The organism is Calidithermus roseus (genome assembly GCF_003574095.1).
Taxonomy (GTDB): Bacteria; Deinococcota; Deinococci; order Deinococcales; family Thermaceae; genus Calidithermus; species Calidithermus roseus.
In genome coordinates this window covers 1-19,234 of the sequence record NZ_QWLA01000026.1, presented here as the reverse complement: position 1 = coordinate 19,234, position 19,234 = coordinate 1, and the positions used below count along the sequence as shown (strand labels likewise).

At 67.4% G+C, this 19,234-nt stretch carries 21 protein-coding genes; 9 read left to right on the top strand and 12 right to left on the bottom strand.

What is annotated here, in order from left to right; genetic code table 11:
- The 4 genes from Mrose_RS08120 to Mrose_RS08105 all read right to left on the bottom strand — a co-directional run bounded on the left by Mrose_RS08120 (nt 1) and on the right by Mrose_RS08105 (nt 4,770).
- The gene (locus Mrose_RS08120; RefSeq protein WP_119277220.1) at nt 1–2,283 is read right to left on the bottom strand and encodes an FTR1 family protein; all 2,283 of its coding nucleotides are present in this window, start codon (nt 2,281–2,283) and stop codon (nt 1–3) included.
- Nucleotides 2,280–3,308 carry an imelysin family protein gene (locus Mrose_RS08115; RefSeq protein WP_119277267.1) on the bottom strand — a complete coding sequence of 343 codons (1,029 nt, stop codon included), beginning with the start codon at nt 3,306–3,308 and terminating at the stop codon, nt 2,280–2,282. Before Mrose_RS08115 ends, Mrose_RS08120 begins: the two co-directional genes overlap by 4 nt.
- 212 nt (nt 3,309–3,520) lie before the next feature.
- Complete coding sequence (locus Mrose_RS19785) at nt 3,521–3,874, bottom strand: zinc ribbon domain-containing protein (protein ID WP_119277218.1); 354 nt, start codon at nt 3,872–3,874, stop codon at nt 3,521–3,523.
- A gap of 35 nt (nt 3,875–3,909) precedes the next feature.
- On the bottom strand, nt 3,910–4,770 hold the full coding sequence (locus Mrose_RS08105) for an RNA-guided endonuclease InsQ/TnpB family protein (protein WP_119277216.1): 861 nt from the start codon (nt 4,768–4,770) through the stop codon (nt 3,910–3,912).
- A gap of 22 nt (nt 4,771–4,792) precedes the next feature.
- On the opposite strand from Mrose_RS08105, the gene tnpA reads away from it, so the two are divergent.
- Entirely contained in the window at nt 4,793–5,203 is a 411-nt protein-coding gene (tnpA, locus tag Mrose_RS08100) for an IS200/IS605 family transposase (protein WP_119277214.1), read from the top strand.
- A gap of 280 nt (nt 5,204–5,483) precedes the next feature.
- A complete protein-coding gene (locus tag Mrose_RS08095) occupies nt 5,484–5,852 on the top strand; it encodes an acyl-CoA thioesterase (RefSeq protein WP_119277213.1) in 369 nt (122 codons plus the stop codon).
- A gap of 151 nt (nt 5,853–6,003) precedes the next feature.
- Here the strand turns inward: Mrose_RS08095 and Mrose_RS08090 are convergent, their stop codons facing one another.
- Genes Mrose_RS08090 through Mrose_RS08080 form a run of 3 tightly spaced genes read right to left on the bottom strand, consistent with a single transcriptional unit; the run spans nt 6,004 to nt 8,728 of the window.
- A complete protein-coding gene (locus tag Mrose_RS08090) occupies nt 6,004–7,152 on the bottom strand; it encodes a lycopene cyclase family protein (protein WP_119277211.1) in 1,149 nt (382 codons plus the stop codon).
- Nucleotides 7,153–7,184: 32 nt separating this feature from the next.
- Complete coding sequence (locus tag Mrose_RS08085; protein ID WP_119277209.1) at nt 7,185–8,012, bottom strand: phytoene/squalene synthase family protein; 828 nt, start codon at nt 8,010–8,012, stop codon at nt 7,185–7,187.
- 41 nt (nt 8,013–8,053) lie between these two features.
- Nucleotides 8,054–8,728, bottom strand: a complete 675-nt coding sequence (locus tag Mrose_RS08080; RefSeq protein WP_119277207.1) for a class I SAM-dependent methyltransferase — start codon at nt 8,726–8,728, stop codon at nt 8,054–8,056.
- Between the two features lie 121 nt (nt 8,729–8,849).
- Between Mrose_RS08080 and carH the strand changes: the two genes are divergently transcribed.
- The 7 genes from carH to Mrose_RS08040 all read left to right on the top strand — a co-directional run bounded on the left by carH (nt 8,850) and on the right by Mrose_RS08040 (nt 14,328).
- The gene (gene carH, locus Mrose_RS08075) at nt 8,850–9,731 is read left to right on the top strand and encodes an HTH-type transcriptional repressor CarH (protein WP_119277265.1); all 882 of its coding nucleotides are present in this window, start codon (nt 8,850–8,852) and stop codon (nt 9,729–9,731) included.
- Nucleotides 9,732–9,840: 109 nt separating this feature from the next.
- Nucleotides 9,841–10,431, top strand: a complete 591-nt coding sequence (gene ldrP / locus Mrose_RS08070; protein ID WP_119277205.1) for a transcriptional regulator LdrP — start codon at nt 9,841–9,843, stop codon at nt 10,429–10,431.
- Between the two features lie 110 nt (nt 10,432–10,541).
- Nucleotides 10,542–11,444: a complex I NDUFA9 subunit family protein gene (locus Mrose_RS08065; protein WP_119277203.1), complete on the top strand. Its 903-nt coding sequence runs from the start codon at nt 10,542–10,544 to the stop codon at nt 11,442–11,444.
- A 57-nt stretch (nt 11,445–11,501) separates the two neighbouring features.
- On the top strand, nt 11,502–11,783 hold the full coding sequence (locus Mrose_RS08060) for a hypothetical protein (protein ID WP_119277201.1): 282 nt from the start codon (nt 11,502–11,504) through the stop codon (nt 11,781–11,783).
- Between the two features lie 104 nt (nt 11,784–11,887).
- Nucleotides 11,888–12,688: a DNA-formamidopyrimidine glycosylase gene (locus tag Mrose_RS08055; RefSeq protein ID WP_119277200.1), complete on the top strand. Its 801-nt coding sequence runs from the start codon at nt 11,888–11,890 to the stop codon at nt 12,686–12,688.
- Nucleotides 12,689–13,288: 600 nt separating this feature from the next.
- Complete coding sequence (locus tag Mrose_RS08045) at nt 13,289–13,768, top strand: nucleoside deaminase (protein WP_119277198.1); 480 nt, start codon at nt 13,289–13,291, stop codon at nt 13,766–13,768.
- A gap of 92 nt (nt 13,769–13,860) precedes the next feature.
- Nucleotides 13,861–14,328 (top strand): c-type cytochrome, encoded by a 468-nt coding sequence (locus tag Mrose_RS08040; protein WP_119277196.1) that lies wholly within the window; start codon nt 13,861–13,863, stop codon nt 14,326–14,328.
- On the opposite strand, the gene Mrose_RS08035 is transcribed toward Mrose_RS08040, so the two are convergent.
- The 5 genes from Mrose_RS08035 to Mrose_RS08015 form a co-directional block, all read right to left on the bottom strand.
- Nucleotides 14,321–15,430: a sensor histidine kinase gene (locus tag Mrose_RS08035; protein ID WP_119277195.1), complete on the bottom strand. Its 1,110-nt coding sequence runs from the start codon at nt 15,428–15,430 to the stop codon at nt 14,321–14,323. The two genes, Mrose_RS08040 and Mrose_RS08035, sit on opposite strands and share 8 nt — an antisense overlap.
- Nucleotides 15,427–16,113, bottom strand: a complete 687-nt coding sequence (locus Mrose_RS08030) for a response regulator transcription factor (protein WP_182482733.1) — start codon at nt 16,111–16,113, stop codon at nt 15,427–15,429. The genes Mrose_RS08035 and Mrose_RS08030 overlap by 4 nt, the downstream gene beginning before the upstream one ends.
- 62 nt (nt 16,114–16,175) lie before the next feature.
- Complete coding sequence (locus Mrose_RS08025) at nt 16,176–16,646, bottom strand: hypothetical protein (RefSeq protein WP_119277192.1); 471 nt, start codon at nt 16,644–16,646, stop codon at nt 16,176–16,178.
- A 116-nt stretch (nt 16,647–16,762) separates the two neighbouring features.
- Entirely contained in the window at nt 16,763–17,716 is a 954-nt protein-coding gene (locus Mrose_RS08020; RefSeq protein WP_182482732.1) for a GGDEF domain-containing protein, read from the bottom strand.
- Nucleotides 17,717–17,741: 25 nt separating this feature from the next.
- Nucleotides 17,742–18,674: a nitroreductase family protein gene (locus tag Mrose_RS08015; protein ID WP_119277190.1), complete on the bottom strand. Its 933-nt coding sequence runs from the start codon at nt 18,672–18,674 to the stop codon at nt 17,742–17,744.
- Between the last annotated feature and the right edge of the window lie 560 nt (nt 18,675–19,234).

The following is a 19,234-nucleotide window of genomic DNA, read 5'->3' as shown; positions in this document are numbered from 1 at the left end:
TCATGGTGCGATGTGCGGTTGCAATCTGCGGCGCTTGAGGCTTTCGGCGGCGAAGTAGCTCCCCACGACGGCGGTAGGGGCCAGCGCTTGCAGCAACAGCCCCTCCAGCGTGGGGTAGATGCCCAACCAGGTTCCCAGCCAGTACGGCAACCCCCAGCCGGTGGGCGTCACGCTCAGCCAACCCACCACCTGCATGACGTGGGCGGTCTGGCCCACCATCACCGTCAACACGAAGAGCACCAGCAAGCCGGTGAAGATGAGCATCTTTTTCTGCGGCAGCCTGAGCTGGAGTTGGAAGATCACCAGGCCCAGCCCCACCACGACCGCTCCTCCGACCAAGGTCCCCCACAGCACGTCCAGGAGGCTTCCTTGCAACACCAGCGACTGCAAGAAGAGCACGGTCTCGAAACCCTCGCGGTAGATGCTTTCGAAGCCCACCGCCACCAACCCCAGCCCGGCGGCCAGGCCCGTGCGCCGTATGGCCTGCTGTTTTTGCTGGTGGAAGCCCGCCAGGCGGTCGGTCCAGTAGACCTTGTGGTAGAACCAGTTCATGATCAGAAGCAGCACGCCGATGGCGATAAGCGAGACCACCGCCTCCACGCGCTCGCCGTAGCGGGCGAACTGCTGGATGGCCCCCCACATCAACACCCACGTCAGCGCGCTCGCCAGGAAAGCCAGCCCCACCCCCAGCCACACCGGACGGCGCAGGTGGAGGTTCTCAGGGCGGCGGAAGGAGGCCAGGAGGGCAGCGATGATGAGCACCGCCTCCAGGCCCTCGCGGAAGACGATGATGGCGGCATTGAGGCCGATGGCAGCGGGTGAAGCTTCGCGCCCGAGCACCTGGTTGGCCTCCCGCAGCCTGGCCTCGAGGACCTGGCGGGTCTGGGCCACCTGCGCGGCACCGGCCCGCTCGCGGATCAGGCGGGCCAGGCCCTTGGGGTCCTGCCCGTACCAGAACAGCCCCTCGAGCTCGAGGGCCAACTGGGGGTTGAACACCCGCAGCCTGGCCTCGGGGCCGCTCTCCAGCAGGGCGTAGGCGTCCATGCGGGCCAGCTCAGCCAGGTCGTAGCGGCCCGCGGCCACCGCGTTCTGGGCCGAGCGCAGCTGTGAGCGGATGACCTCGAGGTCACCCACCGGGTCAACCCGCCGCCACCCGGCGGGAAGGGTGGCCTCGAGCCACTTCAAAAGCGCCTGGCTCCGCTCGCCAACCCAGCGCGCCGTGGGCGGGTCGCTTTTCTGGCTGGCAGCCCGCAGCCCCCCCTCCAACTCGGCGAAGGCCCGACGGATGGCGGGGAGGTTGGGGTGGGCGGTCAAAAGGGGCTCCAGGTCGCTCCAGGCCGAGGCCGCGCTCTTGAGGAAGGTGAGGGCCTCGGTGATCTCGAGGTCTTTGGTGACGTTGACGTGACCCTCCCCCCCGCTCACCCCCCGCGCGTACTCCACGGGAACCAGCGACACGAAGCGCAGGAGTTGGCCAGCCCGCCTGGCCCGCTCGCGCGGGGAGAGAGGGGCCGCGCGGAAGCCCTCCAGGGCGCGGCGAATCTGCTGGGGGCTGCCCGTGGCCAGGAGCGCCCTGGCCTCTTGCAAAGCGGCCTCCCCTCGCTGGCTTCGGTAGGCCGGGGCCAGGATCTCGAAGTAGCCTTGGGCCAGGGCCCGCTCCTCGGCCCCGCGCACCCGCCAGCCCGCCTGCTGGGCCACCTCGAGACCCCTCAGGGCCTCGTTCAGGCGCGACTGGTAGCCGTCCAGGAGGTCGGCGCGCACCGCCGTGAGCGCCTCGGAAGGCTGAATCCGGCCTTCGGCCAGGCCCCGCAGGGCCTCGGTGGCGTCGGCGTCAGGGGGGTCGAAGCGGGTGGCGCTGCGGTACTCGCGCAGCTCGAGCCAGCGCGCCGCCTCGGGGGCATTTCCCTGCTGCACGGCGGCCTCGAGGCGGGCATAGCTCTGCCGCAACACCCCGGTCCACAGCGCGGCGCGCTCCCGGGCGAAGGCTGCCTCGTCGCCCGAGCGGACCAGGTGCTGCAAGCGGGTGAGGACCTGGGCGTCGAACTCCAGCCCGGCCCGCTCCAGCTCGTCTAGCGCCACCGCCGCCTTTTGCAGCAGCCGTTGCGCCTGCTGCGGGTCGAAGACCAGCTCGAGCTGGGCCTCGGCCAGGGCCGAGCGCAGGGCCTCCCCAGACTGGGCCGGAGTACCGGCATCGCCGGGCTGCGGGTGCGACTTCACCGGGGACTGGGCCAGGGCCAAAGAGGCCAGGGCGCACAGCAGCGGGATCAGAAGGGTTGAGCCTCTCACTGTTCTACCCTGATGCCCAGAAGGGCCGCGGCCTGCACGATCTTGCCGGTGATGGCGGTGGCCCGGTCGTCGCCTTCTTTGAGGAGGATCTCGGCCTGCTCGGGGGTGAAGCGGCGGATCTTCTCCTGCTCCAGCAGGCGCTGGGTCCAGGCCTTGAGGTTACGAAGCCCCTCGAGGATCTGCGTGTCCAAAGCAGCATCCTTGGCCCGGACCTGGGGGGATACCCCTTCGTAGAGCTTCTGCCAGCTGGTGATGTTGTCCACCAGGTCGCTCAGGGAAGAGATCACGTTGAAGTCGCGGCGGGTGGCCTTGTCGCCCAGCACGAAGCGGCTGGTTTTCCAGCGCTCCAAGAACACCGGCGCGGCGGTGGGCACATTGGCGGCCAGGGCCCCGAAGACGTCCTGGGCAGTGGGTTTCCAGGTCTTCGCCGCGGCAATGAGCTCGGCGGTGAGCTGGTCCAGTTTCTCAGCCGCCGCCTTGAGGAAGGGGGCATCGGGCAGCCAGTCACCGAAGCCCAGCCTGCCGTCGCCATCGACGTCGAAGGCCACGCCCGAGGAGAAGGCCCTTTCCGTGCCCCACAGGCTCCCCTCCACCAATCCGAAAGCGTTGCCCGGCTTCTTCAGCACCCTCCCATCCGGCAGCTCGAGGTCGAAGCTCACCACCGCGTCGCCACCCTCGGCCTGGGAAGCCCCGGCGTCTATGTTCAGGTCAAAGTCGGCGAGCAGTTCTACCCCCGCCACGATCCCCTCCACGCTCTCGTAGAGGGGGCTGGCCTTGATCCAGGCTGCACGTGCCTCCTTGAGGGAAGCCCGCACGGCCTCGGCGGCAGGGGCCTGGGTCAGCCTGCGGTAGTCGAAACTGGCTTTCCTGGCCGCCTCAAAGTAGCGGCCCGCCGCCGCCGTCAGTTGGCTCGTGGCGCTTTTCTGCGCCGCGAGGCGCTCGAGCAAATAACCCTTGACCGTCTCCACGCCCTGGGCCTGAGCAGCACCCAGAGCAATCACAACCAGTACAAAGCAAAGCCTCATCGCTGCCTCCACGACCTGGGGACCCCCAGGTGAAAACTCTCCCGAGTCTATGCAGCATGGCCCCTTAAAGTCAACTATTCCGCTCGGAATTGTAGAGTATTAGAAGCGATAACCATTACTACTCGCGTATTGCGGGAAAAAATTTTATGAATGCGCAGCAAAGTTTTTGGTAACGCTAGCTCGTATCCCTAACCGCAACTGATTACGATGAACTACCCACGACCAACCGCTATCGCGGTATGGTCGGGGTTTCGCGGTTCGACGGGGCCAGACCTCAGCCCCTCCCCGCCCCCGGGTTCCCAGGGGTAGATTCCCTTTGGGACACGCTCGGGCGTGTACACCCAGGGGTCTATAGCCCATCTCAGCATGACCCAGGCGGCGGCCTGGTCGCGGGGCATCTCGCACCCGCAGGGGCACCGGTGTATCCGCTGAGCGAGCGGTTTCTTCTCCTGGCGCAAGCAGATGGGGCAGGTCTGCGAAGGCTTGACCTTGGAGGTGGGCACCTCTACCAGCCGCGTACCAGCCTCTGCCGCTTTGTACGCCAGCTTTTGCAGGATGCCCCCCATCCCCACGTCGAGTATCGCCCGGTTGAGACCGGCTTTTATGCTTCCGCCCTGAGCCCGTACCTGGACGCCCACTCCGAGGTGAGCTTGTGCTGGAAGTCGTTCCTTTGGTTGGCGACCTTCTGGTGCAGTCGAGCTATCTCTCGTTTGGTGCGTTTCCAGTTGGAACCGAAACGCTTTCTACGGGATAGCTTGCGTTGCAAGCTTTTGAGCCGATTGCTGGCCCGCTTGAGAAAGCGGAGGTTCTCGACCCGTGTCCCATCGCTCAAAGTGGCCACCGCTTCCACCCCCAGGTCTATGCCTATGGGGTCGTTGCCCCCTACGCGAATGGGCTGGCAGCGAACGGTAATGGTGGCGTACCAGCCGTGTGCCGTGCGGGTCAGCACCACCTGACGGGGCTCGCCCCACTGACGGGGTTTGCCTCTGGCCTTGATGGCCCCCAGGTTGGAGAGGTGCAGCACCCCGTGTTTGCCGTTCGGCCCCCGCTCGAACTTCCATCCGGCCTTGTCCGGGTAGCCGAACCCCACAAAAGAGCGACGGCTCTTGTAGCGGGGAAAGCCAGGCTTTTCGCCCCGCTTGACCCGGCGATAGAAGGCCTGAAAGGTCCGGTCTACCCGCCGAACGGTCTCTTGCAGGGCGTGGCTGCCCAGGGGGATGTACTCCGGCATCTCCGCCTTGAGCCGGGGTAGCTCGTTCTGTTGGTCGTAGTAGCCCAGGCTCTTTCCTTTGGCCCAGGCCCGACGGCGCTGTTCGATGCAGGCGTTGTACAGCTCGCAGTGCAGACGGTTCCACCGTTCCAGGGTCTCAAGTTGAGCTTGGTTCGGGTAGAGCTTATAGCGCACCTGGCGTACGGACGCCCGTCCGTCCCGATAGGGAATCTGCACCTGGCGAGTCTGCACGCGCCTAGTGTGCCATACAGTTATGGTCAGGCTAAAGACCGCTAACAACGCTGCTTTTCGGCTGTCTTATCATCTGGTTCTGGTCACAAAATACCGCCGAAAGTGTCTAACCAAAGCTATGCTGGAAGACCTGCGAGAGAAAACGGCTCAACTCTGCAAGCGGTGGGGTTGCGAGATGGTGGAGTTTTCCGGTGAAGCCGACCACGTACACCTGCTGTTCGAGGCCACCCCCACCGTCGAACCTGCCAAGTTCGTCAACAACCTCAAAACCGTCACCAGCCGTGCCATCCGCAAGAACCACGCCGAACACCTCAGCAAGTTCTACCGCAAACGGGTGCTGTGGTCGGGTTCCTACGCCATTCTGACGGCGGGCGGTGCGCCCCTGGAGGTACTCAAGCAGTACATCCAGGGCCAGCGCAAGCCCCTAGAGTAGCCGCCTTCGGCGGCGTGGAGCTACGAAACCGAAGAATGCGTCCGGGCCCGGACGCATGGTTTCGAGGTTCCTTCCCCGACCAACACGCCACGCCCAGGCGTGGCGTGTTGGTCGGGGACTGCCGCCCCACACCCCGTTGGTTCAAAAAGATAATCTTCCAAATCAAAAAACTCCAGAGGCTATCTTTTTGAATCCCAGAGCGCTCCCTTCGGTCGGGTCAGTTCGCCGCCGTTCGGCGGCGAACTGACCGAATCTGGCATCACCCCGTAGAATCGGGCTCGTGGAAACGGAGACGAGAACCCTCGAGCTGGTCTTCCCCGAACACGCCAACCCCGGCGGCAACGCCTTCGGCGGCTTCGTGCTGGGCCTGATGGACAAAGTGGGCTCCTACGCCGCGATCCGGCGCGCCCGCAAGCGCTGCGTGACGGTGCGGGTGGGCGAGGTGATCTTCGAGGTGCCCATCAAGGTGGGGGACTTGCTCGAGGTCGTGGCGAAGGTGGTGCGGGTGGGCCGCACCTCGATCACGGTGGAGGTCGAGGTGTACCGCGAAAACCTCAAGGAGGCCAAGGTGCTGGCGACGCGGGGCAACCTGACTTACGTGGCCATCGACGCGGAGGGCAGGCCGACGCCGGTGGACCCGGCGGACTGAAGCGGGTCATCGAACGCTGAACGGGGGTCGTACGGCGTACGCAAAACGCAAGACGCCTTGTCACCCCCCTTAGCAAGGGGGGCTGGGGGGATAAACCTTCCCCGCCGGCGGGGAGGGGTAAACCACGAGCCACACGCCTCGAGCCTTCCACTTACCGCTTGCGGCTGACGGCTGACGCCAGCACCTCCAGCGCGGCCAGGGTGAAGGCGGGGACGTTCATGCTGAAGAGGACGGGGAGCTCCTCGAGCAGCGTGGTGGACTCGTCGAGGAACTTGAGCACCTGCGGGGCCGGGCGGCGGCGGAAGAGGTCGCGGAAGGCGTGGGCGCCGGGGTAGCGCTTTTGGGCGAAGACGTTGAGCAGCACGCTGTCGTAGAAGGCGAAGCGGGCGGGGCTTGGCGGGGGGGTAGGGTCACGACCCTGGGCGAGGGATTGGGCGATGTGGCGGCACTGGCGCTGGATGCGCTGGAAAGTGTATCCAGTGGAGGCCTTGGTCTGGCCCCCGGCGGTGCCGATGCGCAGGGTGCGCTCCCCGACACGGGCCGGGAAAGGCATGTCGGTCATGGGGATCACGCCCGCCTCGGTCTCGAGCACCCGGTACTCCGCGAGCCCCAATTTCTCGCGGACATAGGCCCGCAAGCCCTGCTCGTACTCGGCCTCGCTGAGCAGTTGCGCCGAGAACAGGGTGTACTCCACCAGCGCCCGGCGCTCGTCGAAGGGCAGGACGTAGACGAAACGCACCTCGCCCTGCTGCTCGACGCGGAAGTCCATGAACGTGGCGACGCCGGGGTCGAAGGCGGGGCCGGGGGCCTCGAGCACCCAGCCGCGGAAGTGCTGGAGCAGGTGCTGGTACGGGGGGCGAGGGGTGAGGGGTGAGGGAAGGACGCTGCTGAAGACCCAGTCGGCGGTGTAGGTCCGGCCCTCCAGCCGCACGAAGCCGTCGCCGACGGCCTCGAGTTCGCCATAGAGGCGGGTGAGGTGAGGCCAGGCGGCCAGGCGCTGCTCCATGTGGCGGTAAAAGTCAATGCCGCGCAGCATCTTGTAGGTATAGGGCGCGATGTCGAAAGTTTTGGAAAAGCCGTGAGCGTGAAAGGCCAGCTTTTGCCAGCGGCGGAAGATGATCCCCTCGAAGGGCCCCTCCCCCGCCTCCCAGAAGCACCAGGTGCGGTCGTTGCGGGTTTTGGGCGCGCGGTCGAGGAGGAGCACGCGGCGGTCGGAGAGCCCGGCGCGCTCGAGGTGGTGCAGCAGGCTCAGACCCGCAGCCCCGGCCCCCGCGACGATGTAGTCGAAGTGTTGCGGCATGGCCTTAGGTGCTCAGTATAGGCCGTGCCCGCTCAGGCCCCCCGCATCCATAGGGCCTTGGGCAGCAGCTTGAAGCGCTCGTAGGGCGAGAGCGAGGCGCGGCGGGAGAGGTTGTCCCAGCCGTTGTGCTCGAGCTTGTCGAGGATGCTTTGGTACTGCAGGGCGGCCAGGGCGACGGCGGCGCGGCCGTTGCGGAGGTGGCGCAGGCCGCGCAGACCCTCACGGTAGAGCCGGCGGGCTTCCTTAGCCAGCTCGCGCATCAACGCGACGTAGGCGAGCGTGACGCGCCCGTGGCGCAGGTCCTCGAGCGCAACCCCATAGCGCAGGAGCAATTCAGCCGGGAGGTAGACCCGCCCCAGCGCCAGGTCCTCGCCCACGTCGCGCAGGCAGTTGGTGAGTTGCATGGCCTGCCCCAGCTTGACCGCCGCCTCCTTGGCCTCAGGGCCCGCTCCGCCAATGGGGGCGATCATGCGGCCCACGGTGCCCGCGACCTGGTAGCAGTAGGCCATCAGATCCTCCATGCGCTGGAGCCGCACCGGGCCCAAGTCGGCCAGGAAGCCCTGGCGCATGTCAGAAAAGCCTTCCCGCGGGATGTCCCAGCGCCGCAGCGCCCAGGCCAGCGCCCGCTCCCACTCGGCCTCGGGCTCGCCCGCGTAGGCCCGGCTCACCCCTGCCCACCAGCGCTCGAGGTCGGCGTGGGGGTCGGGCGACTCGTCTACTGCGTCGTCGCCCAGACGGCAGGCAGCGTAGACCGCCCAGGCCCCCTTGCGGGCCTCGCCGCGGAAGAGCAGGCTCCCGAGATAGAAGGTCGCCGAGTGACGGCGGATGATCGCGGAGACTTCGGTCCAGTTGGGTTCCAAGGCGACCTCCTTTCGCGAGGCGTACTGCCGTAAGGATGGGGCTACTCGCCGGTAGGGAGTTTTGTCCCCGCCACAAAGCCCGCCGAGCCCTCGCGCCAGCCCTCGAGCGCGAAGCCGAGCGGGGCCAGCAGGGCGAGGAGGTCCTCGAGGCGGGGGAAGCGCAGGCCGGCCCGCCCGAAGGCTCGCTGCAAAGGGCTGCCCGAGCGGTGGGTGAACACCAGCCACAGCCGCCCGCCGGGCCTGAGCACCCGCGCGACCTCGAGGGCCACCGCCTCGGGCTCGGCGAACTCGTTCCAGCTCCCCCCCACCGCCACCCCATCCAGGCTCGCCGCGCGCAGGGGCAGCGCCTCGGCCCGCGCCAGTAGGGGGACGAAGCCCCCGAGCCCCCGAGCCCGGCGCCGGGCTGCGCGCAGCATGGCCGGGGAGAGGTCGAGGGCATAGACCCACCCCGCCCCCGCCTGCAAAAGGGCTCGGGCGTACAGGCCCGTGGCGGTGCCCAGGTCGAGGAACACCCCGCCCTCCACGGGCTCGAGGCTCGCCCGCATCCGGCCTAGCTCCTCACCCAGGGGGAAGGGCCGCCCAGACAGCAGCGACAGCGCCCGCGCCCGCCAGGCCTCGTAGCCCCAGGCGGTGAGAGGCCAGAGGTTGACGGCGGCAGCCGGGCTCAGCGGCCCCGCGCCGCGGAAGTCGGTCCACTCTCCCACTCGGGGCCACACCCGAGCACAGCTTGTACAGGCCGTAGCGCCCTCCTGGAGGGCACTCTTGCAGTGGGGGCAGGCAAGGCTTGACACAACCTGGACAACAATTTAGCATGATCTTGTACAAAAGGTAAACATGATGCGCAAAGACATGGGGGTCTACACCATTGCGGAGGTCGAGGAGCGGGTCGGGCTGTCCTCCGCTCTCCTGCGGCAGTGGGAGCGGCGCTATGGTTTCCCCCGCCCCGAGCGCTCCCCCGGCGGGCACCGCCTCTACTCCGAGGCCGACCTCGAGGCGCTACAGGACATCAAGCGCTCCATCGCCGAGGGGGTCACCCCGGCGCAGGCGGTCAAGCGCTACCTCGAGGGCCTCACCCAGGAGGGGCCGCGCCCCCCCGAGGCCCTCTCGCTCGAACTCGAGAACGCCCTGCTCCAGGCCGACCTCGAGGCCGCCGAGCGCGCCCTATCCGAGGCCTTCCGGCTGCACCCGCTCGAGGAGGTGGTGATGGAGGTGATCTCCCCGGTGCTCAGGCGCATCGGCGACGGCTGGCACTTAGGCCGCGTCACCACTGCCCAGGAGCACCTGGCGAGCACCTACCTGCGTGGCCGCCTGCAGGAATTGCTCAAGCTGATGGGCGGCTCGCTGGGCCCAGTGGTGGTGGTCTCGACGCTGCCTGGCGAGCAGCACGAGTTGGGCGGCCTGATCACCGCGCTGTTCCTGCGGCGGGCGGGCTATCAGGTGTTCTACCTAGGGCCCGACACCCCCCTGCAGGACTTACACGGCTTCGTGCAGCGCGTCGAGGCCCGAGCCGTGGTGCTCTCGGCGGTCCAGGCGGCCTCACTGGAATCCCTGCCCCACGGCGCCCTAGCCGACCTGGCGCCGGTGGTGGTGGTGGGTGGCCGCGCAGCCGAGGGGCTGCCGGGCCTGGTGGAGCGCCTGGGCGCGCGCTACCTGGGAAACGATCCCCGCAAGCTGGCCGACAACCTGGCGCGGGTGCTCGAGGAGAGGGGATTGTGGTAAGCTTCAGTCAAACCTTTCGTCCCCTTGTACAACTTCCAGCTTCGTCAACAAAGGGAGCGTCCTGGCGTCGTCGTGGAAGTGGTGCTGCGGTTTTGGAGGAGGGGTATTTATGAAACGGGTGCGTCGCAAGGAAGTGATCTACCGCGCAGGTGATCATGCCCAAACGCTCTACCGGCTCGAGCGGGGCCTGATCCGCATCGTCGAAATCCTGCCCGACGGGCGACAGCTCACCCTGCGCCACGTGCTTCCGGGCGATTACTTCGGGGAAGAGAGCCTATCCGAGCGCAACCACCGCTACACCGCCGAAGCCCTGACCGAGGCCGCGGCCCACGCCCTGGATCCACACGGCCTCTCCCCCGAGGAATTGCGCCAGGTAGCCAGCAGCCTGGCCAGCCAGATGAGCCAGATGCACGCCTACGAAACCCACCTTCAATGGGGGGAACTCCGCAGCCGCATCTGCCGCTACCTGCTCTACCTGGCCGCTACCGCCGCGCATGGTCAGGACGAGCGCGGGCTCTACGTAAGCGCCTCCCACGAGGAAATCGCCGACGCCACCGCCTCCACCCGCGAGTCGGTGAGCAAACTGCTCTCCGATCTGCGCCACGAGGGCCTCCTCGACACCGGTTACCGCAAGATTTACCTCGTGGACCGCCGCAGCCTCGAGGCCGAGGCCGAAACGCGGCTGCTGGCGGCAGTTTGAGCAGGAAGGTCGAGGATCGGTGGCCGAGGGCTAGAAGCCGCCAAGCGCAAAGCGCTGGTGATGCGTGGTTTTGGGCGTTCGGCGTAGGACTTGAGACACAGGAGACCACCTTGAACGTCCTGCTCATCGGCGGAACCGGTTACGTGGGCAGCCACCTGACGCGCGTGCTGTTGGCGCGGGGGCACACGGTCTATACGCTTTCACGCAAGGCCCGGCCCACTGAGCGGGTACGGGGCGCGGATCAGGGAGTTCGGCACCTTCGGGGCGACGCGGCCACGGGGGAGGGTCTGGGGGAAGCCGTGGAGGGCATGGAGGCGGTGGTCTATCTGGTGGCCCTCATCCGGGAGAGGGGCGGCCAGACCTTCCAAACGACCATCGTGGACGGGGTGCGCAACACCCTCGCTGCTATGCAGCGGGCCGGGGTCGGGCGCTTGCTGCACATGTCGGCCCTGGGTGCGGCGCGGGGCACCGGCAGCCGCTACTTCGAGGCCAAGGCCGAAGCCGAGGAGCTGGTGCGGGCCTCGAGCCTAGAGTGGACCATCTTCCGGCCCAGCCTGATCTTCGGCGAGGGTGACGACTTCTTCGGCAGGGTGCTCAAAGGGCTGGTCAGAGCTCCGCTTCCCTTCATCCCCCAGGTGGGCGACGGACACTTTCCCTTCCGCCCGGTCTGGGTGGGCGACGTGGCCGAAGCCTTCGCCCAGGCGCTCGAGAAGCCCCAGACCATCGGCCAAACCTACGAATTGGTCGGACCCAAGGAATACAGCTTCCACCAACTGCTGCTCCTGATGAAGCAAGCCCTGGGCTCGCGCAAGCCGATCCTTCCCATACCGCTGTTTTTGATGGACCTGGCCGTGCCGCTCATGAGCCCTCTGCCCTTCACCCCCATCACCCCCGACGAGTACCGCATGCTCAAAAGCGGAAACACCGCCGACCCCGGCCCCATGCGGGCCGCTTTCAAGCTCGAGGAGCGCAGCCTCGAGGCCGAATTGCCCGCCATCTTGGTCAGACGATAAGTCAATGCATGGCGCGGCCTACGGTCTATCCTTCGAGCCAGAGTATTCTCTAAGGATGTGAAGGACGCCGCTCGCCCCGAACCCATCCTGCGCCTGTATACCCCCGAAGCGCTCGAGCTGCTCGAGTCGGAAGCGTCCTTAGACGGCGAGCTGGTCAACGCGGTCTGGCACTGCATCGCTCCGCTGGTGCGGGCCGCCGACCCAGAACGCTACCGCTCGGTGTGCCAGGCGCTCGAGCTGCCGGGGCTGCCGGTGAACGTGCTGGCCCAGTACATCCTGCGCGAGAGCCGCCTGGCCATGGCCAACCCCAGACGGCATCACCGGCGCCTGATGCAATAAAAAGCGACAGGCCAAGGGACATCCACGAGCCCTCAGCCCTCCATAGCGCAGCAGGTCACGGTCTAGCGCACGCGTTTTTTGCATGCTGAAGCCCGCAACCACCTATGCCCGAACTGCCCGAAGTCGAAACCACCCGCCGCCTCCTCGAGCCCCACCTCCTGGGCCGCACCCTCCTGCGGCTGGAGCACGCCGACCCACAGCGCTACCGCCGCACGGAGCTGGCTGAAGGCCGCAAGGTGCTCTCCAGCCACCGGCGGGGCAAGTTCATCCTGCTGGGGCTGGAAGGCGGGCTCGAGGCTGTCATCCACCTGGGCATGACGGGGGGGTTTCGCTTCGCGCCCCACCGTCACACCCGCCTCACCCTCCACCTGGGCGAGGGCCACCTCTACTACGTCGATCCCCGCCGCTTCGGCAGGTGGTGGGTGGTCGAGGCCGGCGACTACCGCGAGATCGGCCTGCTGCGCCGCATGGGCCCCGAGCCGCTTTCCGAGGACTTCGAGCTAGAGCGCTTCCGGCGGGCCCTCTCCCGCACCCAGCGCAAGATCAAGGAGGTGCTGCTGGGGCAGGAAGCGGTGGCCGGGGTGGGCAACATCTACGCCGACGAGTCGCTGTGGCTGAGCCGCATTCACCCCGAGCGACCCGCCAGCAGCCTCGAGCCCGAAGCCGTCGAGCGGCTCTACGCCGCCATCCGGGAGGTCATGGCCCGCGCGGTCAGCGCCGGGGGTTCGACCCTCTCCGACGCCAGCTACCAGCAGCCCGACGGGCGGCCCGGCTACTTCCAGCTCGAGCACAACGCCTACGACCGCGCCGGCCTGCCCTGCAACACCCCCGGTTGCACGGGCCAGATCGCCCGGATCGTGGTGGGGGGGCGGGGCACGCACTTCTGCCCCGAGTGCCAGCGATAGCCCCAAAGCGCTATCCTGGCTCCGTAAACCACCCTAACGCGTTCTAGTTAGGGCTTTCCGAGGAGAGACGATGCAGAGAAGACACCCTCAGAATCCGGGCCGGTTTACACAGGTCAGGCGCACAGCGCCCAGCGGCCATGCCGCTTCCCTCGCGGCCCACGCCCGTCGAGCCTGCTCTTCGGGCGACGATCCCCACGCAGACGAGCATGCCGCCGCACCCGGCGGCATGTCTGCGAGTCCCCTGCGGGACGGGCAAAGCCCGTGCACGCAGGGCATTGCATATGCTCCATCTAAAGCCATCTCCCCTAGGGAGTGCGTTCGGAGCGAGCCCTTGGAGTTTTACCCTGGCAAGGCCGTGTCGTGCCAGGAACCCCATACTCCAACTGACAAGGTTCACGGGAGCAATGCTCCCAAGGCACAGCTTACCGTAAAGGAGGTGAGTGGGTATCGCCGCACGCCGCGCCTTGGCGTGGCGCAGGCGGCTTGGGGACGATCCCCTGTCGGGACGGGCCTTGCCCGTACACCAGGGGGCTACGAAACCGAAGAATGCGTCCGGGGCCGGACGCATGGTTTCGAGGTTACCTCCCAGACCCCATTCCGATGAACCCCACCGATCTGGAATTCCTGCGGCAGGCCCTCGAGGTCGCCCGGCGGGCCAGGGCCAACGGCAACCATCCCTTCGGCGCTCTGCTGGTGGATGCGCAGGGGAGGGTCGTGCTCGAGGCCGAAAACACCGTGGAAACCGAGCGCGACTGCACGGGTCACGCCGAGCTCAACCTCATGCGCCTGGCCTCCAGGTGCTACGACCCCCACTTCCTGGCCACCTGCACGCTCTACACCAGCACCGAGCCCTGCGCGATGTGTTCGGGGGCCATCTACTGGGGCAATGTCCGGCGGGTGGTGTATGCCCTGAGCGAGGCCCGTCTGCGTACCCTCACCGGCGACGACCCGGCCAACCCCACCCTGGACCTGCCCTGCCGCGAGGTCTTCGCCCGTGGGCAGCGCCCTGTCGAGGTGTGGGGTCCGGCCCTCGAGGATGAGGCCATCCAGGTTCACGAGGGCTTCTGGAAGCCGCTGTGAGATCACCCTGGATAAGCTGGCATCCTAAAACGCAGCTTCCTGGCGTAGACTTTTGGAGCAGGGCAGCAATCCTGCCCGCTCGAGGTGATTCCATGAAAAAAAGCAGCATCTTCGCCCTTGTGACCGCAGGAATTGCCGCTGTAGTGGTGAGTGCGCAGCCCAGCCCGCAAACCAGCAATGTTTACCAGCAATGCCAGGGCTGCCACCAGACCAACGGGACCGGCATCCCTGGCGTGTTCCCTCCCCTGGCCGGCCATGTCCCCCAAGTCCTGGCGGCTAAGGGCGGGCGCGAGTACCTGATCAACGTGCTGCTTTACGGCCTCGCCGGGGAGATCAGCGTGAAGGGGCAGAAGTACAGCGGGGCCATGCCCCCCTTCGCCCAGCTCACCGACGAGCAGCTCGCGGGCGTGCTCAACCACATCTCCACCCAGTGGGGCAACGACAAGGCCCTGCCCAAGGACTTCAAGCTGTTCAACGCCGCGGAGGTCAAGGCCAAGCGCGCCACCAAGCTCAGCCAGGCCCAGGTGCTCGAGCTACGCAAGAAGCTCGAGCTCAAGTAGCCCTCAGCCGCACCTCGAACACCGCCCCGCCCCCAGGGCCATTGCCGGCGCTGATTTGTCCGCCGTGGGCCTCGACCAGGGCCTTGGCGATGGCCAGCCCCAGCCCTGAGCCGCCCGTCTCGCGGGTACGGGATCGGTCGGCGCGGTAAAAGCGCTCGAAGATGTGGGGCAAATCCTCCGGGGAAATGCCGGGACCGCTGTCGCTCACGCGCAGCAGGCCCCAGGAACCCTCAGCGCGTACCTCGAGCCGCACCACTCCCCCCTGCGGGGTGTGGCGCAGGGCGTTGTCGAGGAGGTTGTAGAGCACCTGCAGCAAGCGCTCGCGGTCAGCGGTGAGGGAGAGCTCGGCTCCGCTGAACTCCAGCCTCACCCCCTTGGCCTCGGCCCGGGCCTGGAAGGCAGCCAGGACCTCTCGGGCCAGGCTGGAGAGCTCGAGTTCGCTCAGCTTGAGGCTCAGGCCTCCCGAGTCGGCCTGGGTCAGCAGGCGCAAATCCTGCACCAGATGGGTCAGCAGGTCCACCTCCTCGATCAGGCGCCCCAGGTTCGCGGGGCTGGGTTCCATCAGGCCCGCCTGGAGGGCCTCGAGTTCGCCCCGCAGGACGGTGAGCGGGGTGCGCAGTTCGTGGGCGATGTCGGCCACCATGCGCTGCTTCTGAGCTTCCTCGGCGGCGAGCTGGTCGGCAAGCTGGTTGAAGGAGGCCCCCAGCTCGGCGATCTCGTCGGAACCCCTCACCTGGACGCGTATTTCGCGCTCTCCCCGGGCATAGCGGCGGGTCACGTGGGTGAGGTGGCGGATAGGGGTCACCGAGCGGTAGGCCAGGTAGCCCCCGGCCAGCAGGCCCACCAGCACGGCGAAAAACGCCGCCTGAAGCTGTGAGTCGCGCAAGCGGGCCAGCAGTTGCTCACGCTCGCGCAGCGGCGGAGGGCCAAAACGCCGCCCCGGCCAGCCAGGGGTTGGGGGCATGACCTGCTCGCCGAACTGATCGCGGAAAAAGCGCCGCACGTCGGTCTGGGCAGCCCGGATCGCCAGAAAAGCCCCCAGCCCCGCTGCGAACAGCGCGACCAGGGCAAAAGAGAGGACCAGGCGAGTGGTGAGCTTCACGCCTTCTCCCCGGCCAGCCGGTAACCCACCCCGCGCACGGTCTGGATCAGGCTTCCGCAATCACCCAGCCGGGCCCGCAGGTTCTTGATGTGCGCGTCGATGGTGCGCTCGTCGGGGGCTTCCTCACCGAAGACGTCGAGCAGCTCGCTGCGGCTGAAGGCCTTGCCAGGATGGGCCATGAAGGCGTGCAGCAGGCGAAACTGGGTGGCGGTGAGGGCCAGGGCCTGGCCCCGGCAGCGGGCCTGGAAGGCCTCGAGGTCGAGCTCGAGATCCCCCACCCGGTAGCGCTGCGGGGCCCCCATTCGCCCGTTGACCCGCCGCAGCACCGCCTTGACCCGCGCCACCACCTCGCGGGGGCTGTAGGGCTTGGTCACGTAGTCGTCGGCCCCCAGCTCCAACCCCAGCAGCCGGTCGATCTCCTCGACGCGGGCGGTGAGCACGATCACCGGGGTCTGGGCCTCGAGGCGGATGGTGCGCAGGACCTCCAGGCCATCCGGCGGGGGAATCATCAGGTCCAGAAGCACCAGATCGGGCCGGGCTGCCCGCCACAGCTCCAGCGCCCGCCGCCCATCGGCGGCCCGCTCGGTGCGAAAGCCCTCCGCCCGCAGGAAGCGCTCGAGCACCTCGGCGATGCGGGCCTCGTCCTCGACGATCAGGATGAGTCCACCGGCCACTGCGCCCATTCTAGGCCCCTACAGCTCAGGGACAACCCTCCGGTTGTCCCTGAGCCCTGAAACTCGCAGACTCAGCGCCGTCCACCGGGGCCAAAGCCCCGTCCCCAAGCTCCAAACCCTCCACGTCCGGGGCCGAGGCTGCTGGCGTCGAGCTTGTAGGCCAAGAAGGCCTTGACGACGGTGGGCGTAGCCTTCTTGTAGGTCGCAGCCTGCTCGGCGGTGAGCAGTTGGTTTTGCACGGCCTGGTCGATCGCCTGGTTGCGGGCCTGGGTCAGGGCGGCCTCGAGCCTGGCCACGTCGGCTCCGAGATCGCGGGCTACGTCGGCGATGGTCTTCTGCCCGTTGCTCAGCAGGGCCAGCTCGTGGGGCATCACCCCCAGGAACTGCGCCGCCGTCCACAGCAGGCTCCCCCCGCGCATGTCCATCATGCGGTTGAGACCCGGCGCGGGACGGTTAGGCTGGGCCGGTTGCTGCGGGGTCTGGGCCAGCGAGAGCCCCAGGCTCAACAAGGCTGCACCAATGAGGAGTTTCTTCGTGTTCATCGAGGTTCTCCTTTCACCTGGGAAGCACGCTCCCCAGGGCTGCCTTCAGGCTAGTCTGGGGAAGTGAAGCGACTGGGGAAGGATTGTGAACGTTTGAAGAACGCCCTCCGGCCCCATTACGAGGGCAGCTTGGGCAGCTTGATCGGTCGCTTGCTGGCCTTCTCGGCGTAGAGGTGTCGGTCGGCCTGGGCCAGGGTCTCGTCGAGGGTGCCCAGAGCCTCGCTCCAGCCCACCGAGACGTTTGGAAACACCGCCCGCACCCGCAGGCTCACCGAGCTGCCCTCGGAGAGGCCTAAGTGCAGGCCACAGAACTCGTCGCCGCCCAGCCGGTAGAGCCCGTCGCCCTCGCGCACGTTGAGCCGGAGGGCCTGGGTGAAGTCGCGGATGTAGGCGTCGCCGGCGGCGTGACCCTGGTCGTCGTTGACGCTCTTGAGGTCGTCGAGGTCCCACAGCGTCAACAGCAGCGGCACCCCGGCCCGCTTGGCCAGGGCTTGCAGGCGCACGAAGTCGGCCTCGAGCACCCGCCGGTTGCCCAGCTGAGTCAAGGGGTCCTGCAAGGCCGCGTTGGCCAGGTTTTCGTGGGCCTCCTCGAGGCGGCGCAGGCCGTAGTGGGTCACCAAGCCCAGCAAGGCGACGAACACCAGCACGTAACCTGCGCTGAGTTGCTCGGGCAGGGTGGGGTTTTGCAGCCTGGAGAGGCTCAATGGCACCGCCACGGCAAAGCCCCACGTTCCCCACACCGTCGACAATCCCATCACGGTTGGGGCCAGCAGGGCTACGTAAGCCTCCTCCTGGAAGCTGAAGCGGCTGGGCAGACTCTGGGGCTGCGCGATGTACCAGACCACCAGCAGAAAGCTCAGGACGAGGTGAAGGGTGATCACCAATTTGGGGGTGAAGCGAGGGGCGAGCCGCCAGCCGGCAAAGGTAGCCACGACATAGACCCCATCGAGCAAAAACTCGGGCCAGCGCCCGAAAAAGGGGTGGATCAACAGGGCAGGCCCTATCGCCAGTGCCGCGATGAGCCAGTACGCGCGGCACGCCCTTTGCTGAGGGGACTCGAGCGAATTCATTCTTATTACATCAAGCATATCCCCCTTACGTATCTCTGGGCAAGGGCGGCCAGAATGGTTTTTCTGCCAAAGCCAGGGCCTCACTCAGCGCTACGCCGGGCCGGCCCTCCCCCCGGCTGGCCTCTACCTCGCGCTCGAGCCAACAGACCCCCTCCCGAAACAGCACCGCACGCCAGCCCCGTTCGAGGGCCTGCTCGATCAGCCCCCCCAGGGAAGGGGCGTCGGAGCCTGGGGGCAGGTCGGGGTCGAAGCCCTGCCGGGCGGTGAAGCGCTGGTAGGCTGGCTCGCGCTGTTCCATGATCCCGCCTCGAGTGAAGTAGCGCTCGAGCACCTTATACCAGTCGCCGCTACGCGTGATAGGACGCATGTCCTCGTAGGCCTGCTCCAACTCGGCGGGCTCGGGCTCGCGGTAGCGGTTCTCGTGAACGACCAGGGCGCGACTAAGGCGGGGCCGGGGTGCAGGAATCTCCTCGGGAACACCCACACACAACCCGGCTACCGGGAAAACCCCGGCGGGCAGGGCGCACAGCTCGCCGATCTGCTCGATGCACTCCAGAACCCCCCCGATCCAGCAGATCCCGTAGCCCAGGCTCTCGGCCATTATCGCCAGCGCGCTGCCGGCCAGCACCGCATCGACAATGGCGAAGTGGGCCGCCGTGCGGGGCCAGTAGCCCCAGGCTCCACCCCGGCATTCGACCAGGCGGCGCAGCCGGTGCACATCGGCCAAGACCAGGAAGAACTCGGCGGCTACCTGGATGTGGGGGTTGTTGGAGAGCCGGGCCAGCTCGGCCCGCAAGGCGGGATCGGTCACGCGCAGCAGGCTGTACATCTGCGCGGTGGCATCGGTGGGCGCTCGCTGGGCGGCCAGGAGGAGTTTGTCGAGGTCCCCCTCCCGCAGGGGCTCGGGCTTGAACTTGCGCACGCTGGCGCGGCGGAGGAAGAGGGTGTAGAGGTCCACGCCCTAAAGCCTAAAACCCCCAGGCCTCAGGTGATTGGGGCGTAAGTCCCGGAGCCTCACCCCTCCACGATCACCGGCAGGTCCAGGAAGCGGCCGTAGCGCTCAGCGGCGTCTGTGATCCACGCCCGCTGCTCTTCGCCTGGGTCTCCAAACAGCTCGAGCCTGAGGGTGAGGGCCTTCCTCTCGAGCCTGCGCTTCCAGGTGCCCGCCCCCCACCAGCGGACACCTCAGCAACCTGCGCGTGCCGGGGCCGGGCGCCCTCCGCATGGCCGGACGGGCCTGGGTATGCCAGCAACCTGCGCGTGCCGGGGCCGGGCGACGTGCTGGTTGTGCAGGCGTCGAAGGGCGATATCGCTCTGGGTCATCTTCTTCCTCGCAGACAAGAAGGCTACGGACCCACGCCCAGATAGCTCAGGTACCAGTTGATCAGGTCCTGCCCGAAGAAGAAGGCCACCAGCCCGCCCAGGGCCAGGTAGGGCACGAAGGGCACCTTGCGCTCGCGCAGGGCCAGCCCAATCACCGCCCCCGCCACCACCGCGACCATCAGGCCCACCAGGAAG

Coding starts and splice junctions, on each gene's coding strand:
- Mrose_RS08115 (WP_119277267.1), bottom strand. CDS start 3,308: ATGAGGCTTTGCTTTGTACTGGTTGTGATTGCTCTGGGTGCTGCTCAG.
- Mrose_RS19785 (WP_119277218.1), bottom strand. CDS start 3,874: ATGGGGGGCATCCTGCAAAAGCTGGCGTACAAAGCGGCAGAGGCTGGT.
- tnpA (WP_119277214.1), top strand. CDS start 4,793: ATGGTCAGGCTAAAGACCGCTAACAACGCTGCTTTTCGGCTGTCTTAT.
- Mrose_RS08090 (WP_119277211.1), bottom strand. CDS start 7,152: ATGCCGCAACACTTCGACTACATCGTCGCGGGGGCCGGGGCTGCGGGT.
- carH (WP_119277265.1), top strand. CDS start 8,850: ATGCGCAAAGACATGGGGGTCTACACCATTGCGGAGGTCGAGGAGCGG.
- ldrP (WP_119277205.1), top strand. CDS start 9,841: ATGAAACGGGTGCGTCGCAAGGAAGTGATCTACCGCGCAGGTGATCAT.
- Mrose_RS08055 (WP_119277200.1), top strand. CDS start 11,888: ATGCCCGAACTGCCCGAAGTCGAAACCACCCGCCGCCTCCTCGAGCCC.
- Mrose_RS08045 (WP_119277198.1), top strand. CDS start 13,289: ATGAACCCCACCGATCTGGAATTCCTGCGGCAGGCCCTCGAGGTCGCC.
- Mrose_RS08040 (WP_119277196.1), top strand. CDS start 13,861: ATGAAAAAAAGCAGCATCTTCGCCCTTGTGACCGCAGGAATTGCCGCT.
- Mrose_RS08030 (WP_182482733.1), bottom strand. CDS start 16,113: ATGGGCGCAGTGGCCGGTGGACTCATCCTGATCGTCGAGGACGAGGCC.
- Mrose_RS08025 (WP_119277192.1), bottom strand. CDS start 16,646: ATGAACACGAAGAAACTCCTCATTGGTGCAGCCTTGTTGAGCCTGGGG.
- Mrose_RS08020 (WP_182482732.1), bottom strand. CDS start 17,716: ATGAATTCGCTCGAGTCCCCTCAGCAAAGGGCGTGCCGCGCGTACTGG.